General features: G+C 61.7%; 17 protein-coding genes. 10 read left to right on the forward strand and 7 right to left on the reverse strand.

Annotated features, from left to right (window positions below; genetic code table 11):
* Window positions 1–133: 133 nt before the first annotated feature.
* Both modF and modE read right to left on the reverse strand, forming a co-directional pair.
* Complete coding sequence (modF, locus tag D781_RS05835) at window positions 134–1,606, reverse strand: molybdate ABC transporter ATP-binding protein ModF (protein ID WP_015671384.1); 1,473 nt, start codon at window positions 1,604–1,606, stop codon at window positions 134–136.
* Between the two features lie 90 nt (window positions 1,607–1,696).
* A complete protein-coding gene (modE, locus tag D781_RS05840) occupies window positions 1,697–2,488 on the reverse strand; it encodes a molybdenum-dependent transcriptional regulator (protein ID WP_015671385.1) in 792 nt (263 codons plus the stop codon).
* A 323-nt stretch (window positions 2,489–2,811) separates the two neighbouring features.
* Here modE and D781_RS22555 point away from each other — a divergent pair, with 323 nt between their 5' ends.
* The 4 genes from D781_RS22555 (at window position 2,812) to modC (ending at window position 5,669) form a co-directional block, all read left to right on the forward strand.
* Window positions 2,812–2,955: an AcrZ family multidrug efflux pump-associated protein gene (locus D781_RS22555; RefSeq protein ID WP_015671386.1), complete on the forward strand. Its 144-nt coding sequence runs from the start codon at window positions 2,812–2,814 to the stop codon at window positions 2,953–2,955.
* A gap of 187 nt (window positions 2,956–3,142) precedes the next feature.
* Window positions 3,143–3,916 carry a molybdate ABC transporter substrate-binding protein gene (gene modA / locus D781_RS05850; RefSeq protein ID WP_015671387.1) on the forward strand — a complete coding sequence of 258 codons (774 nt, stop codon included), beginning with the start codon at window positions 3,143–3,145 and terminating at the stop codon, window positions 3,914–3,916.
* A complete protein-coding gene (gene modB, locus D781_RS05855) occupies window positions 3,913–4,608 on the forward strand; it encodes a molybdate ABC transporter permease subunit (protein ID WP_015671388.1) in 696 nt (231 codons plus the stop codon). The genes modA and modB overlap by 4 nt, the downstream gene beginning before the upstream one ends.
* Window positions 4,602–5,669 carry a molybdenum ABC transporter ATP-binding protein ModC gene (gene modC / locus D781_RS05860; RefSeq protein ID WP_015671389.1) on the forward strand — a complete coding sequence of 356 codons (1,068 nt, stop codon included), beginning with the start codon at window positions 4,602–4,604 and terminating at the stop codon, window positions 5,667–5,669. Before modB ends, modC begins: the two co-directional genes overlap by 7 nt.
* 32 nt (window positions 5,670–5,701) lie before the next feature.
* On the opposite strand, the gene D781_RS05865 is transcribed toward modC, so the two are convergent.
* Window positions 5,702–6,523: a pyridoxal phosphatase gene (locus D781_RS05865; RefSeq protein WP_015671390.1), complete on the reverse strand. Its 822-nt coding sequence runs from the start codon at window positions 6,521–6,523 to the stop codon at window positions 5,702–5,704.
* A 174-nt stretch (window positions 6,524–6,697) separates the two neighbouring features.
* On the opposite strand from D781_RS05865, the gene pgl reads away from it, so the two are divergent.
* Window positions 6,698–7,690 carry a 6-phosphogluconolactonase gene (pgl, locus tag D781_RS05870; RefSeq protein ID WP_015671391.1) on the forward strand — a complete coding sequence of 331 codons (993 nt, stop codon included), beginning with the start codon at window positions 6,698–6,700 and terminating at the stop codon, window positions 7,688–7,690.
* 83 nt (window positions 7,691–7,773) lie between these two features.
* Here pgl and D781_RS05875 read toward each other — a convergent pair whose 3' ends face one another.
* The 3 genes from D781_RS05875 to D781_RS05880 form a co-directional block, all read right to left on the reverse strand.
* Entirely contained in the window at window positions 7,774–8,037 is a 264-nt protein-coding gene (locus D781_RS05875) for a hypothetical protein (protein WP_015671392.1), read from the reverse strand.
* Window positions 8,030–8,554 (reverse strand): DUF2778 domain-containing protein, encoded by a 525-nt coding sequence (locus D781_RS22560; protein WP_015671393.1) that lies wholly within the window; start codon window positions 8,552–8,554, stop codon window positions 8,030–8,032. The genes D781_RS05875 and D781_RS22560 overlap by 8 nt, the downstream gene beginning before the upstream one ends.
* Window positions 8,555–8,815: 261 nt before the next feature.
* On the reverse strand, window positions 8,816–9,298 hold the full coding sequence (locus tag D781_RS05880) for a kinase inhibitor (RefSeq protein ID WP_015671394.1): 483 nt from the start codon (window positions 9,296–9,298) through the stop codon (window positions 8,816–8,818).
* A gap of 262 nt (window positions 9,299–9,560) precedes the next feature.
* Here D781_RS05880 and D781_RS24325 point away from each other — a divergent pair, with 262 nt between their 5' ends.
* Window positions 9,561–9,962 carry a YkvA family protein gene (locus D781_RS24325; RefSeq protein WP_015671395.1) on the forward strand — a complete coding sequence of 134 codons (402 nt, stop codon included), beginning with the start codon at window positions 9,561–9,563 and terminating at the stop codon, window positions 9,960–9,962.
* A 3-nt stretch (window positions 9,963–9,965) separates the two neighbouring features.
* Here the strand turns inward: D781_RS24325 and bioA are convergent, their stop codons facing one another.
* A complete protein-coding gene (bioA, locus tag D781_RS05890; RefSeq protein ID WP_015671396.1) occupies window positions 9,966–11,240 on the reverse strand; it encodes an adenosylmethionine--8-amino-7-oxononanoate transaminase in 1,275 nt (424 codons plus the stop codon).
* Between the two features lie 90 nt (window positions 11,241–11,330).
* Between bioA and bioB the strand changes: the two genes are divergently transcribed.
* The 4 genes from bioB to bioD are packed head-to-tail and all read left to right on the forward strand — an operon-like array spanning window position 11,331 to window position 14,938.
* Window positions 11,331–12,368, forward strand: coding sequence for a biotin synthase BioB (gene bioB, locus D781_RS05895; RefSeq protein ID WP_015671397.1), 1,038 nt, complete (start codon window positions 11,331–11,333; stop codon window positions 12,366–12,368).
* Window positions 12,369–13,520, forward strand: a complete 1,152-nt coding sequence (gene bioF / locus D781_RS05900; RefSeq protein ID WP_015671398.1) for an 8-amino-7-oxononanoate synthase — start codon at window positions 12,369–12,371, stop codon at window positions 13,518–13,520.
* Window positions 13,504–14,271 carry a malonyl-ACP O-methyltransferase BioC gene (gene bioC / locus D781_RS05905; protein ID WP_015671399.1) on the forward strand — a complete coding sequence of 256 codons (768 nt, stop codon included), beginning with the start codon at window positions 13,504–13,506 and terminating at the stop codon, window positions 14,269–14,271. Before bioF ends, bioC begins: the two co-directional genes overlap by 17 nt.
* On the forward strand, window positions 14,264–14,938 hold the full coding sequence (gene bioD, locus D781_RS05910; RefSeq protein ID WP_015671400.1) for a dethiobiotin synthase: 675 nt from the start codon (window positions 14,264–14,266) through the stop codon (window positions 14,936–14,938). Before bioC ends, bioD begins: the two co-directional genes overlap by 8 nt.

A 14,938-nucleotide genomic window follows, 5' to 3' on the forward strand; every position in this document is an offset into this window, starting at 1 on the left:
GGTCAAATGGGGATTAAGGCGGATAGTAACACAAGCTTTTCCTGCTGAAGGTCGGTGCAGTGAGGAAAAGTGTATGCGGGGTCGGGCCGATGGTCGTGCAGCCAGGCGGGGCGGCCCCCCGCCTGTTGAAAAATTACTGCAGTTGCTCTTGCTGATAACGGTAGCCGTCGTCGGCAGGGACAAAGCTCAGGCGGTGGGTAATACACTGCGGCGCGTCTTCCGCGTGGTGCGAGACAAACAGCAGCTGCGTGGCGCCCTCGCCGATCAATACATCGATAAAACGGCGCACCAACTGGCGGTTGAGCGGATCCAGCCCCTGCAGCGGCTCATCCAGGATCAGCAGCGCCGGGTGCTTCACCAGCGCGCGGGCGATCAGCGCCAGACGCTGCTGTCCCCAAGAGAGGCTGTGGAACGGCGTCTCGCCCCGTGCGCCGTCCAGGCCCAGCAGCTGCAGCCACTGTTCGCTCAGCTGGCGCTGACGATCGGACACCGCCTGATAGATGCCGATCGAGTCAAAGAAACCGGAAATGATCACGTTGCGTACGCTGCTGCTGACGCGGTACTCCAGATGCAGGCTACTGCTGACGTAGCCGATATGGCGCTTGATGTCCCAGATGGTTTCACCGCTGCCGCGCCGCCGGCCGAACAGCGTCAGATCGTTGCTGTAGCCCTGCGGATGATCGCCGGTGATCAGGCTGAGCAGCGTGGATTTACCGGCGCCGTTCGGGCCGACGATCTGCCAGTGCTGGCCGGGATCCACCTGCCAGCTGAGACGATCGATGATGGCGCGATCGTTATAGCTGACCACGCCGTCGCGCAGCACGATCCGCGGCTGTTCCGCCGGTAAGGCGGACTGCTGTTGCGGATCCTCGCTGGCCGGCAGCGCCAGACCGGCGAGGTTTTCACTGTGCGCCAGCTGCGCCACCAGCACTTCGGCCATCACCTGTTGGCGCGGCCCCTGGCTGGCCAGCGTGCAGTCGGCCAGCACGCCGACCTGCTGAACAAAGTCGGGGATTTCGTCAAAGCGGTTTAACACCAGCACCAGCGTATAGCCCTGCAGCGCCAGCTGGGCCAGCAGGTCGGTCAGTTGGGCGCGCGAAGCGACGTCCAGCCCGTCAAAGGGTTCATCCAGAATCAGCAGGTCCGGCTGCCCCATCAGGGCGCGGCACAGCAGCGTTTTGCGGGTTTCGCCGGTGGAGAGATATTTAAAGCGGCGCTCAAGCAGCGCGCTGATGCCGAACTGCGCCGCCAGCTGCGCGCAGCGCGCCGGGTGCGGATGCTCTTCCTGGATAATCTCGGCGGCGGTGCGGCCGGTATCGTCTTCGTCGGGGCTGAGCAGGTCGGTATTGTTACGCTGCCACTCATCGCTCAGCATTTTCTGCAGTTGTTCGAAAGAGAGGCGCACCACCCGCTGAAAGTCGCCGTGGCGTTCGCCGCTCAGCAACGTCAGCTCATCGGCCAGCGCGCGGGCCAGCGCCGATTTGCCGCTGCCGTTGGCGCCGACGAACGCCCAGCTGTCTCCGGCGTGGATCGCCAGCGTCTCCAGCGACAGGGTACGGGTATCGCTTAAACGAAACGAACCTTGCGAAATGCGCAATGACGACATCACTTATTCCTTTTTTTGCAACTATTTGGTTTAGAAATAAGCGCATCGCCGACGGATGTCAATTGACAAAAATGCAACGACACATTGCATTCAGCACAGCGTAGCGATAATCACCCGATCGGCATTGAACAGGGCGTTAACCGGCATCTCCGGCTGCAGATTCAGCCGTTGCAGCCGCTGATTGTCCAGCGTCGCGCACAGGGTTTCTCCGCCGGCGAGGGTGACCAGCACTTCGCTGTGTGCCTCGCCGGGCTGAATATGGGCTACCCGGCCGGGCAGGACGTTATCCGCCGCGACGCTGTCGGCGGCGTCGGTGCTGAGCGTGACCCAGGGCGCCTTAATCAGCGCCAGCACCTCTTTGCCCGGTGCCAGCTGCAGGCGGTCGGCGCTCTGTTCGGTGACGGCGGCGGTCAGCCGGGTTTGCCCGTCGGCCAACAGCAGCTGGATATGCTGCTGCACCTGTTGCCGCTCGCGCTCTGTCACCGTGGCGAAAAACTGGTTGCGGGCGCTGGTTTGCAGTGAAAAACGCGAGATGGCCGCCAGCAGGCTATCGAGCGGCAGCCGGTCCTCCTGCAGTACGTCGAAGGCTTTCTGCTGAATCTGCCCCAGCAGATCGTACAGCTGAATCAGCCGCTGTCCGTAGTGGGTCAGCTGCGCGCCGCCGCCGCCCTTGCCGCCGGTGGCGCGCTCCACCACGGTCTGTTCCGCCAGTTGATTCATCTCATTAATGGCGTCCCAGGCGCTTTTATAGCTGATGCCCGCCAGCTTGGCACCCTGGCTGATGGAGCCGGTGTGGGCCACCTGCTTGAGCAGGGCGATGCGGCGCGGGTCGGCAAACAGTTTTTGCTGTAGTTTTAAGGTCAGAAGTATTTCGGCCTGCATGGTACGTTCCGTGGGCTGCAAAAAAGGAGTTATCCGCGCGGCGCGGGCTTCCGGCAATGGGTGCAGAGGCGGCGCTGGCGCGATATACGATGCGCCATTGTCACCGATCTGACGACAATGCGCCAAATATCGCATTATTTTTTCCCGCGTTGATGTAGCATAGCCGAATATTTCAGCACGTTTGGCTGAGGACATAGCGACTTCAGCCGCTACAATAACCCTGTTTTTAACGTGAATTTTCTTTGGTGCAAACCGATAGCCGCAAGAGGGCCAGCAAGCCGTTTTCGGCCATTGTTCAGTAAGGCAGTACAAGTGAGGCGAACATGTTGGAATTATTGAAAAGTTTAGTATTCGCTGTAGTTATGGTTCCCGTGGTAATGGCGGTGATCCTCGGCCTGATTTATGGTTTGGCGGAAGTGTTCAATATCTTCTCCAAAACTGGTCCGGCGAAAGAGAAACGCAGCTGATTCTCCCTTCCTTATCCCTGCCGCGCGACGCGTGGCGGGGAGTTCAAGTTTTTTCCCCTATTGCCGATATCTCTTGGCGAGCATTGCGGAACCGGACGACAAAGCGCATGACAAGCCGCAGTCTGCCGTTATATTATTTTCTATATAACGAAAGCAATCCGTCCTGAGACGGGGGAGATAAGCAACAATGAAACAGCAATGGACTCGGTGGCTGGGTGGCGCGGTATTGGCATCCGGCCTGGTGATGCAGGCGTCGGCGGCGGACAAAATCACCGTCTTTGCCGCGGCATCGCTGACTAACGCGCTGCAGGAGATTGCCACGCAGTACCAGCAGGGCAAAGACGTACAGGTGGTCTCCTCTTTTGCCTCTTCTTCGACGCTGGCGCGGCAGATTGAGCAGGGCGCGCCGGCCGATCTGTTTATTTCCGCCGACCAGCAGTGGATGGACTACGCCATCGACAAACAGCAGATGGTCAAAGACAGTCGCTATACGCTGCTGGACAACGATCTGGTGCTGATTGCCGCCAAAGGCAGCAAACTGGATAAGGTAGCGATCACGCCGCAGACCGATTGGCAGCAGTTGCTCAATGGCGAGCGCCTGGCGGTCGGCGATCCGGACCACGTGCCGGCCGGTATTTACGCCAAAGAAGCGCTGCAGAGCTTGAAAGCCTGGCCGCAGCTGGCGCCGAAACTGGCGCGCGCCAACAACGTGCGCAGCGCAATGGCGCTGGTGGAGCGGCAGGAAGCGCCGTTGGGCATCGTCTACGGCTCTGATGCGCTGGCCAGCGACAAAGTGAAGGTGGTCGGCGTGTTTCCGGCGGACAGCCATAAGCCGGTGGAATACCCGATGGCGATCGTCAAAGACCACAACAGCCCGACGGTCAGCGCGTTCTATACCTACCTGAAAAGCCCGCAGGCGGCGGCGGTGTTTAAACGTTACGGATTTTCCCCACGGCAATGATTCTGAGCGAGTATGAGTGGCAGGCGGTTGAACTGAGCCTGAAGGTCTCCGCGTTGGCGGTGGCGTGCAGCCTGCCGCTGGGCATTCTGACCGCCTGGATCCTGGTGCGCTGCCGCTTTCCCGGTAAGTCGCTGCTGGACAGCATTATCCACCTGCCGCTGGTGCTGCCGCCGGTGGTGGTGGGCTACCTGCTGCTGATCGCCATGGGGCGACGCGGGGTCATCGGCGCATGGCTGTATGACTGGTTCGGCTTCAGTTTTAGTTTCAGCTGGCGCGGTGCGGCGCTGGCGTCGGCGGTGGTGGCGTTTCCGCTGATGGTGCGGGCGATCCGCCTGGCGCTGGAGGCGGTGGATCGACGTCTGGAGCAGGCGGCGCGCACGCTGGGCGCCGGCCCGTGGCGGGTATTTTTCACCATTACCCTGCCGCTGTCGCTGCCGGGGGTGATCGTCGGCGTGGTGCTGGCCTTTGCCCGTTCGCTGGGGGAATTTGGCGCCACCATCACCTTTGTCTCTAATATTCCCGGCGAGACGCGCACCATTCCGCTGGCGATGTACACCCTGATTGAAACGCCGGGGGCGGAAGCCGCCGCCGCGCGCCTGTGCGTGATCGCCATCGTGCTGTCGCTGTGTTCGCTGATGGCGTCCGAGTGGCTGGCCCGCTGGGGCCGCAAGCGGATGGGGGCTGAATGTTAGAACTGGACTTCAGCCAGCGGCTCGGCGATCTGCAGCTGCGGGTCAAAGAGAGCCTGCCGGCGCAGGGCATCACGGCGATTTTCGGCCTGTCCGGCGCGGGGAAAACCTCACTGATCAACGCGATAGGCGGCCTGACCCGGCCGGACAGCGGGCGCATCGTGCTGAACGGGCGCACGCTGGTGGACGGTGAGCGCGGCCTGTGCCTGCCGCCGGAAAAACGCCGTATCGGCTATGTGTTTCAGGATGCGCGCCTGTTCCCGCACTACCGGGTGCGCGGCAATCTGCAGTACGGCATGGCGGCGTCGATGCGCCCGCAGTTTGACAATATCGTCGAACTGCTGGGCATCGGCGCGCTGCTGAACCGCCTGCCGCTGACGCTCTCCGGCGGCGAGAAACAGCGGGTGGCGATCGGCCGTGCGCTGCTGACCGCGCCGGAACTGCTGCTGATGGATGAACCGCTGGCATCGCTCGATCTGCCGCGCAAGCGCGAGCTGCTGCCGTATCTGGAGCGGCTGGCGCAGGACGTCAATATCCCGATTCTGTACGTCAGCCACAGTATGGATGAGATCCTGCGGCTGGCCGGCCAGGTGATGGTGCTGGATCGCGGTCAGGTGCTGGCCTGCGGCGATCTGGAGGCGGTATGGGCCAGCAACGCGCTGCGGCCGTGGCTGCAGCGGGAAGATCAAAGCAGCGTGCTGAACGTCAGCGTGCTCGAACACCACGAGCGCTATGCGATGAGCGCGCTGCGGCTGGGGGACCAGCGGCTGTGGGTCAGCGCGGTCGATGCGCCGGTCGGCACGCGGCTGCGCATCCGCATTAACGCCGCCGATGTGTCGCTGGTGCTGCAGGCGCCGCACAACAGCAGCATCCGCAATATCCTGCCGGCTAAAGTGGTGGAGTGCCTGGAGGTCGGCGGGCAGATTGAGGTGAAGCTGGCGGTCGGCGACAGCGTGCTGTGGGCGCGTATTACGCCGTGGGCGCGCGATGAGCTGGCGATTAAGCCGGGCCAGTGGCTGTATGCGCAGGTAAAAAGCGTGTCGATCAGCCGCGAGGCGCGTTAATCCCTCTCCGGCCGGAGAGGGAAGATGTGCGCTCAGGCCAGCACGCGGCTGCGGATCACTTCGGCGATGCCGGGCTGCAGGTGATCGGCAATGGTCAGATCGGCGCGCTGTTTGATCGCCTCATCGGCATTGCCCATCGCCACGCCGAGGCCGACCGCTTCCAGCATGCTCAGGTCGTTATAGTTATCGCCGAAGGCCACCACCTGATCCATCGTCAGCCCCTGAGATTCCACCCATTGGCGCAGGCGTTTGCCCTTGCTGTTGCCGTGTTTGGCGATATCCACCTGATCGTGCCATGACCATTCACAGGCCAGCCCCAGCTCTTTTTCCACCGTTTCGGCGAACTCGCGCAGTACCGCGGTATCGGCATGCGAGGTGGCGAATTTCCAGATTGAACGCGCGTCGTCGGCGGCCTGAGTCAGGCTGTCGACCCGCAGCAGCGTCGGGCGCTGCGCCGGCGGCAGTTTTTCCGCCCAGGCCAGGGTGCGGGTGACGTGGCCGCTCGGCTCCTGATACAGCATCGCATCGTCCACATACATCAGGCCGTGGATCCCGCTCTGCTTAAGCATCTGCAGAACCTGCTTGGCCTGCTCTTTCGGCAGCGGATCGGCTGCCAGCACCGTTTGCCGTTGGAAATCGTACAGATAGGTGCCGTTACAGCAGATGGCCGGCGTGTCCAGCTCCAGCGCCTGATAAAACGGATGAATGGCGACATGGTGGCGGCCGGTCACCACCACCACTTTGACGCCGGCGGCGCGCGCCGCCGCCAGCGCTTCCAGCGACTGCGGCAAGATACGTTTTTGAGTGTCCAGCAGGGTGCCGTCCAGATCGAGGGCGATAACGCGGTAGTTCATGGCTGTCTCTAATAATTAGTATGGAAATTAATCCGATAGTACACCCGATCGGCGACGGATTAAACCACAGGGAATTTGCTGATTCGTCAGGCTTGTTATGTGGTATTTGTCAGGTAAGCTAGAGAAAACCGATTGAGATGAAACCGGTTTCTCTTTTTCTCGTAAGGAGTCAACATGAAGCAAATCGTTTATGTCGCCAGCCCGGAAAGCCAGCAGATCCACGTCTGGCAGCTGGATGACGCCGGCGCGCTGGCGCTGCTGCAAACCGTCGACGTGCCGGGGCAGGTACAGCCGATGGCGATCCACCCGGACCGCACCCACCTGTACGTTGGCGTACGCCCGGCGTTTGGCGTGGTGAGCTACCGCATTGAGCACGACGGCACGCTGCAGGAAGCGGGCATGGCGCCGCTGCCGGGCAGCCCGACGCACCTCTCCACCGATTTGCAGGGGCGCTATCTGTTCGCCGTGTCCTACAGCGGCAACAACGCCACCATCAGCCCGATCGGCCACGACGGCGTGGTCACCGCGCCGCTGCAGCAGCTGGATGGCCTGACCGCACCGCACTCCGCCAATATCGACCCGACCAACCAGCTGCTGCTGGTGCCGTGCCTGAAAGAGGACCGCGTGCGCCTGTTTGACCTGAGCCTGGAAGGGAAGCTGACGCCGCACAGCCAGCAGAGCGTGGCGACCGCCGCCGGCGCCGGCCCGCGTCATATGGCGTTCCACGCTAACCAACGTTACGCCTATCTGGTGAACGAGCTGAACAGCACGGTGGACGTGCTGGCGATTGAAGACGGCGGCAAGCGCTACGCCACGGTGCAGACCATCAACGCGATGCCGGCGGACTTTGACGGCACTTGCTGGGCGGCGGATATCCACCTCACGCCGGACGGCCGTTTCCTGTATATCAGCGACCGTACCGCCAGTATCCTGAGCGCCTTTGCGGTGTCGGCAGACGGCAGCACGCTGAGCGTTATCGGCCACTATCCGACCGAGCAGCAGCCGCGCGGCTTTAACATTGATCACGGCGGCCGCTTTGTCCTCTCCGTCGGTCAAAAATCCGACCACTTGGCGGTGCACGAGATTCAGGCGGACGGCAGCCTGAAGGATCTGGCGCGTTACCCGGTAGGCAAAGGACCGATGTGGGTCAGCGTGCTGGCGAAGTAAGCCTGCCGCAGGGGCGTGACGATTTTTCGTATTGCTGAAGATGCCCTTTATCGGCTGTTTAATGATCCCGGCTCCGGCCGGGATTAATTTTTGGCTTTTCTGCCGAATGTGATGCACAGCAGGGCAATGATTGCCGATGGTATCGCGCAGAGTGTGAGCAGGGCTAACGCCTCGACATCGCCGTAGGTTTCAGCCGTTAACGGCCACTGCAATAGTTGATACCAACGTTCCTGAGAAGCGATGGTACGAGCCAGCGACGACAGCAGGTTAAATGTGAAGGGCAGCAGGCGCAGTAATAGAATAAAAATAACGGTGAATAAAAACCAGAGTAGAAAGCGTTTAAACATCGCAGTTGGCCTCGCTGTTTCCGGTTACCGTGACTTGCCCATAAGCCATAAGACCTGAACTTCCGCGAATGTGGACTTGCTGTGTGCGCAGAAGTTGGTTCCTGAGAATACTAAATTCTGCCGGATTATAGAAGGTGATGCATCCCCATGATTCGCCTTGACCATCTGGACGGTTTGGATGGAGTCGGAAATTGCCGCGTTTTATACCATTAATAAACGTCCAATCATCTATGACACCATCTTGGCGATATAATGCAAACCAGGTTGAGTGATCGTTTCCTGTCCACCAGTCTTTAATTGCTGTTCGCATTTTAGAGCGTAAGCCGCCCGTAGGGCGCGCGACAATCCAATATTTACCTGTGGGAATAGAACCTTTATCTATTCCAGCACAGCCCGCTTTATTCGTATAGGGGTCTATGCCGGAGAATACTGAGAAAGTGCCAATGCCATAACAGATCAGGTCCCCTGTTTTGCCTGCATCCCTAGTTTTATCGAGATTTAACGAGCAATAAATCATGGTAGCTATCCTTGTTACCGTCTGAAAAATTTAATAATTAATATAATTAGTTGGATGTTTTTTTCAATGATTATCTTTCTTGTGTTTATTTATAACCTAGGTTGATGGTTTTTGTTTTATTATTTAAATTAAATGGATTATTTAAGTGATTTGTTATTTACATTGATGCTTTGTATCCCTTATTAATTGGAAGTATCTGCATTAGTTATTTTCTGAATGAGTATGCACGGAGCGCATCTGCCGCGCTCCGCGCTGATCCTATCAGCGATAGAGCACCGTCAGGCTGGCGCTGCCCAGGCTGTGGAAATGCACGTTGAAGCCGACCATCGCGCCGCTGGCGTCCGCGTCGACCTCAATATGCTCTACGTCCAGCGCGTGGACGGTGAACTGGTAGCGGTGGCTTTCCCCCTGCGGCGGCGCCGCGCCGCCGTAGCCGGCCTTGCCGAAGTCGGTACGGGTCTGCAGTGCGCCGGCGGGCAGCCCCGGACGGCCGGAGCCGGCGCCGGTCGGCAGTTCGCTGACGTCGGCCGGAATATTGGCCACCACCCAGTGCCACCAGCCGGAGCCGGTTGGCGCATCGGGGTCGAACAGGGTCACGACGAAACTCTTGCTGCCCGCCGGCGCGCCGCTCCACGCCAGATGCGGCGACAGGTTTTCCCCCTGATAGCCCATACCGTTAAATACCTGCGCCTCCGGCATGGCGGCGCCGTCCTGCAGATCATTGCTGTATAAACGAAAAGTCATGCTGGTTTCCTGTTGGCGAATAAAAGCGAAGCTTCAAACTAGATCGTTTTGCCGCCTCGGCACAAGCCCGGCGTGGCGCTGATAGCCTGCGGCGATAACAACGATTTAACTTTTTGGCGACATTGGCAGTTGCGCGTCTGGCGGATTGTGCATAGAGTTAAACGCTGAATTTAGCGCCCGTCGGCAGGGAAACATCACGCCGGCTCGTGCGGGCGAAACCCTTAACAGACCGTAAGGCTGTCCATCCTGTAATGACGCCATCATGATTTCACTGAAAAAACGTACGCCGTGGTTTGGCTGGCTGCGCCGTTGGGCCAAAGGCATCAAGCGCGATATTGTGGCGCTGTGGCTGGCGGCGCGCGATCGCCGCACCCCGTGGTACGCCAAGCTGATTGCGCTGCTGGTGGCCGGCTATGCGGTCTCGCCGATCGATTTGATCCCCGATTTTATCCCGGTGCTGGGCTATTTGGACGATGTGATTCTGGTGCCGCTGGGCATTATGCTGGCGGTGCGGCTGATCCCGAAGCCGCTGATGGACGAGCTGCGGCAGAAGGCGCAGCAGCGTATCGATAACCCGCGCGGTCGCTTCGCCATGGCGATGATTATTCTGCTGTGGATTGGCGTGCTGGTCTGGCTGGCCCGCTATCTGGACCAGCACTGGTAATACTCAGTCCGCAATAGCCGTGATGGCGTCGGTCAGGCGGCTGAGCTGCTCGGGGCGGATAATATACGGCGGCATCAGATACACCAGCTTGCCGAACGGCCGGATCCACACCCCGCGTTCCACAAACTCCCGCTGTACCTGCGCCACATCCACCGCCTGTTTCATCTCCACCACGCCAATGGCGCCCAGCACGCGCACGTCCGCCACGTTAGACGCGGCCGTCAGCGGCAGCAGCTGCTGTTGCAGCTGCTTTTCAATCGCCGCGACCTGCTGCTGCCAGTGGTTTTCCGTCAATAGCGTCAGGCTGGCGTGGGCCACCGCGCAGGCCAGCGGGTTACCCATAAAGGTCGGGCCGTGCATAAAGCAGCCGGCGGCGCCGTTGCTGATGGTTTCCGCCACGTGGCGGGTGGTCAGCGTGGCGGACAGCGTCATATAGCCGCCGGTCAGCGCCTTGCCCAGGCACAAAATATCCGGCGTAATGCCGGCGTGCTCGCAGGCGAACAGCTTGCCGGTGCGGCCAAAGCCGGTGGCGATTTCATCGGCGATCAGCAGCACATCGTGGCGATCGCACAGCTCCCGCACCCGGCGCAGATAGTGCGGATGATAAATGCGCATGCCGCCGGCGCCCTGCACCACCGGCTCCAGGATCACCGCGGCCACCTCGCCGGCGTGCTGTTCAAGCAGTGCGGCGAAGGGGGCGATATCCTGTTCATCCCACTCGTCGTCGAAGCGGCACTGCGGCGCAGCGGCAAACAGATGCGGCGTCAGGTAGCCCTGATACAGGCTGTGCATGGAGTTATCCGGGTCGCACACCGACATCGCGCCAAAGGTATCGCCGTGATAGCCGTGGCGCAGCGTCAGGATCCGCTGGCGCTTTTCACCGCGCGCCTGCCAATACTGCAGCGCCATCTTCAGCGACACTTCCACTGCTACCGAGCCGGAATCAGCCAAAAACACGCACTCCAGCGCGGACGGCGTCATCTCCACCAGTTTACGGCACAGCGCGACGGCCGCCGGATGGGTGATGCCGCCGAACATCACATGTGACATTTTCTCCAACTGCCGGGTAGCGGCCTGGTTCAGTTGCGGGTGGTTATAACCGTGGATCGCCGCCCACCAGGAGGACATGCCGTCCACCAGTTTGCGGCCGTCCGCCAGCTGCAGTTCCACGCCGGATGCCGCCTCTACCGGATAGCAGGGCAGCGGGTGGCTCATCGAGGTGTAAGGGTGCCAGATGTGTTGCCGATCGAAGTCGAGATCGGCGGGGGACAGGGACATAAGTTGTAAACCAAATCAATCACAGAATGGTTGACAGTATATCCGCAATATCTAAACTGACGACACTTTTTTCGTTTTGGAGACGCCGTAATGGCCGACCGTATTTACTGGACAGTGGGGCAAGCCCAGGCCCTGTTTGATAAGCCGCTGCTTGAGCTGTTGTTTGAAGCGCAAACCGTACACCGCCGCCATTTTGACCCGCGCCAGGTGCAGGTCAGTACGCTGTTGTCGATTAAGACCGGCGCCTGCCCGGAAGATTGTAAATACTGCCCGCAAAGCTCGCGGTATAAAACCGGGCTGGAAGCGGAGCGCCTGATGCAGGTGGAGCAGGTGCTGGATTCGGCGCGCAAGGCGAAAGCCGCCGGTTCCACGCGTTTCTGCATGGGCGCTGCGTGGAAAAACCCGCACGAGCGCGATATGCCGTATCTGCAGCAGATGGTGCAGGGCGTGAAGGCGATGGGGCTGGAAACCTGCATGACGCTGGGCACGCTGGATGAATCCCAGGCCGGACGGCTGGCGGAAGCGGGGCTGGACTACTACAACCACAATCTGGACACCTCACCGGAATTCTACGGCAACATCATCACCACCCGCAGTTATCAGGAGCGTCTGGATACGCTGGACAACGTGCGTGACGCCGGCATTAAAGTATGCTCCGGCGGCATCGTCGGCCTGGGGGAGACGGTGCGTGACCGCGCCGGCCTGCTGGTGCAGCTGGCCAACCTGCCGAAGCCGCCGGAGAGCGTGCCGATCAATATGCTGGTCAAGGTCAAGGGCACACCGCTGGCGGATAACGAGGATGTCGACCCGTTCGACTTTATCCGCACCATCGCGGTGGCGCGCATTATGATGCCGGCTTCTTACGTACGTCTGTCCGCCGGCCGCGAGCAGATGAATGAGCAGACACAGGCGATGTGCTTTATGGCCGGCGCCAACTCGATTTTCTACGGCTGCAAACTGCTGACTACGCCAAACCCGGAAGAAGACAAGGATTTGCTGCTGTTCCGTAAACTGGGGCTGAACCCGGAGCAGACCTCCACCGAGCACGGCGACAACCAGCAGCAGCAGGTGCTGGCGCAGCAGTTGCTGACGGCCGATAACGCCGAGTTTTACAACGCGGCGCCCTGAATGAGCTGGCAGCAACGTATTGAGCAGGCGTTAACCGAGCGGCGCGCGAGCGCCGCTTATCGATCGCGCCAGGTAAACCGGGGCGGCAACGGCCGTCATATTCAGCTGCAGCAGCAGCGCTATCTCAACTTCTCTGGTAATGACTATCTGGGGCTGAGCCAGCACCCGGCGGTGATCGACGCCTGGCAGCAGGGGGCGCGGCAGTACGGCGTTGGCAGCGGCGGCTCCGGCCACGTAACCGGCTTTAGCGAGGCGCATCAGCAGCTGGAGCAGCAGCTGGCGCAGTGGCTCGGCTATCCGCGCGCGCTGCTGTTTATCTCCGGCTACGCCGCCAATCAGGCGCTGCTGGCGGCGCTGATGCAGGCGGACGACCGCATTCTGGCCGATAAGCTCAGCCATGCCTCGCTGTTGGAAGCGGCCGCTCACTCACCGGCGCAGCTGCGGCGTTTCCGCCATAACCAGCCGGCGGCGCTGGCGGATTTGCTGGCGAAACCCTGCGGCGGGCAACAGCTGGTGGTGACCGAAGGCGTGTTCAGCATGGATGGCGACAGCGCGCCGTTGGCGCCGCTGCAGCAGCTGAGCCGCCAGGCCGGCGCCTGGCTGATGGTGGACGATGCGCACGGCATCGGCGTTCACGGCGAGCAGGGGCGCGGCAGCTGCTGGCAGCAGGGCGTGCGGCCGGAGGCGCTGGTGGTGACCTTCGGCAAGGCGTTCGGCGTCAGCGGTGCAGCCATTGTGTGCGACGAGCCGCTGGCCGAGTATCTGCTGCAGTTCGCCCGCCACCTGATTTACAGCACCACGATGCCGCCGGCGCAGGCCTGCGCGCTGCAGGCGGCGCTGCGTTGCGTGCAGCAGGGCGATGCGCTGCGCAGCCGGCTGCAGCAGCATATTGCGCGTTTCCGCCGCGGCGTGGCCGGCCTGCCGCTGACGCTGAGCGCTTCGCAGACCGCCATTCAGCCGCTGCTGGTGGGGGACAACCAGCGGGCGTTGGATCTGGCGCAGCGGCTACGGGAGCAGGGCCTGTGGGTCAGCGCTATTCGTCCGCCGACGGTGCCGCCGGGCGGGGCGCGGCTGCGTATTACGCTGACCGCGGCGCATCAGGAACAGGATATCGATCGACTGCTGGAGGTGCTGCATGCCATCGGCGCATAACGCGGTTAATAAACAGGCGGTGGCCTCCGCCTTCAGCCGCGCGGCGGGCAGCTACGACGGCGCGGCGGTGCTGCAGCGGGAAGTTGGCGAGCGCTTACTGGGGAGCGGCGTCGGCCATCCGGCGCGGCAGGTGCTGGACGCCGGCTGCGGCACCGGCTACTTCAGCCGCCGCTGGCGGGAACTGGGCAAAGAGGTGACGGCGCTGGATCTGGCGCCGGGCATGCTGGCGTACGCCCGCAGTCAGCAGGCGGCGCACCACTATCTGCTGGGGGATATCGAACATATCCCGCTGCCGGATGCGGCGGTCGATCTCAGCTTCAGCAGCCTGGCTGTGCAGTGGTGCAGCGATTTGGCGTGCGGGCTGGCGGAGTTGCGTCGCGTCACGCGCCCCGGCGGACTGGTGCTGTTTTCCACCCTGGCGCAGGGGTCGCTGCATCAGCTGGGCGATGCCTGGCAGCAGGTTGACGGCGAGCGCCATGTGAATGATTTCCTGCCGCTCGCGCAGATTGAGGCCGCCTGCGCGGCCTACCGTTATTGCCTGGACCCGTGCTGGCAGACGCTGCATTACCCGGACGTGATGACGCTGATGCGCTCATTAAAGGGCATCGGCGCCACGCACCTGCATCAGGGGCGCGATGCCGGGCTGCTGTCGCGTCGCCGCCTGGCGGCGCTGCAGGCGGCCTATCCGCGCCAGCACGGCGAATTTCCGCTCAGTTATCATGTGGTTTATGGAGTGATTTATTGTGATTAAGCGTTGGTTTGTCACCGGCACCGACACCGAAGTGGGCAAGACTGTCGCCAGCAGCGCGCTGCTGCAGGCGGCGAACCTGGCGGGCTTTCGCAGCGCCGGTTATAAGCCGGTGGCCTCCGGCAGTGAGATGACGCCGCAGGGGCTGCGCAACGAGGATGCGCTGGCGTTGCAGCGCCACAGCGGCGTGGCGCTCGCCTATGATGAAGTGAACCCTTACACCTTTGCCGAGCCGACGTCGCCGCATATCGTCAGCGCCGATCTGCAGCAGCCGATTGAGTTTACGGTGATGTCGTCCGGGCTGCGGCGGCTGGAGCACTGCGCCGACTGGCTGCTGGTGGAGGGCGCGGGCGGCTGGTTTACGCCGCTGTCGGCGACGCAGAGCTTTGCCGACTGGGTGACGGATGAGCAGCTGCCGGTGATTCTGGTGGTGGGCATGAAGCTCGGCTGCATCAACCATGCGCTGCTGACCGCGCAGGCCGTGCGTCAGGCGGGGCTGCCGCTGGCCGGCTGGATCGCCAACGATATCGCGCCGCCGGGCAGGCGCCACCCGGAGTATCTGGCAACGCTGAGCCGCCTGCTGCCGGCGCCGCTGCTGGGGGAGATCCCGCACCTGGCGGAGATTACGCAGCAGCCGCTGGGGCATTATCTGGATCTGTCATTACTGTAA

Source organism: Serratia sp. FGI94 (assembly GCF_000330865.1).
Taxonomy (GTDB): Bacteria; Pseudomonadota; Gammaproteobacteria; order Enterobacterales; family Enterobacteriaceae; genus Serratia_B; species Serratia_B rubidaea.

Bases quoted from the DNA above. Each gene is read 5' to 3' on its own strand.
- modF (WP_015671384.1), bottom strand. From the start codon at position 1,606: ATGTCGTCATTGCGCATTTCGCAAGGTTCGTTTCGTTTAAGCGATACC.
- modE (WP_015671385.1), bottom strand. From the start codon at position 2,488: ATGCAGGCCGAAATACTTCTGACCTTAAAACTACAGCAAAAACTGTTT.
- D781_RS22555 (WP_015671386.1), top strand. From the start codon at position 2,812: ATGTTGGAATTATTGAAAAGTTTAGTATTCGCTGTAGTTATGGTTCCC.
- modA (WP_015671387.1), top strand. From the start codon at position 3,143: ATGAAACAGCAATGGACTCGGTGGCTGGGTGGCGCGGTATTGGCATCC.
- modB (WP_015671388.1), top strand. From the start codon at position 3,913: ATGATTCTGAGCGAGTATGAGTGGCAGGCGGTTGAACTGAGCCTGAAG.
- modC (WP_015671389.1), top strand. From the start codon at position 4,602: ATGTTAGAACTGGACTTCAGCCAGCGGCTCGGCGATCTGCAGCTGCGG.
- D781_RS05865 (WP_015671390.1), bottom strand. From the start codon at position 6,523: ATGAACTACCGCGTTATCGCCCTCGATCTGGACGGCACCCTGCTGGAC.
- pgl (WP_015671391.1), top strand. From the start codon at position 6,698: ATGAAGCAAATCGTTTATGTCGCCAGCCCGGAAAGCCAGCAGATCCAC.
- D781_RS05875 (WP_015671392.1), bottom strand. From the start codon at position 8,037: ATGTTTAAACGCTTTCTACTCTGGTTTTTATTCACCGTTATTTTTATT.
- D781_RS22560 (WP_015671393.1), bottom strand. From the start codon at position 8,554: ATGATTTATTGCTCGTTAAATCTCGATAAAACTAGGGATGCAGGCAAA.
- D781_RS05880 (WP_015671394.1), bottom strand. From the start codon at position 9,298: ATGACTTTTCGTTTATACAGCAATGATCTGCAGGACGGCGCCGCCATG.
- D781_RS24325 (WP_015671395.1), top strand. From the start codon at position 9,561: ATGATTTCACTGAAAAAACGTACGCCGTGGTTTGGCTGGCTGCGCCGT.
- bioA (WP_015671396.1), bottom strand. From the start codon at position 11,240: ATGTCCCTGTCCCCCGCCGATCTCGACTTCGATCGGCAACACATCTGG.
- bioB (WP_015671397.1), top strand. From the start codon at position 11,331: ATGGCCGACCGTATTTACTGGACAGTGGGGCAAGCCCAGGCCCTGTTT.
- bioF (WP_015671398.1), top strand. From the start codon at position 12,369: ATGAGCTGGCAGCAACGTATTGAGCAGGCGTTAACCGAGCGGCGCGCG.
- bioC (WP_015671399.1), top strand. From the start codon at position 13,504: ATGCCATCGGCGCATAACGCGGTTAATAAACAGGCGGTGGCCTCCGCC.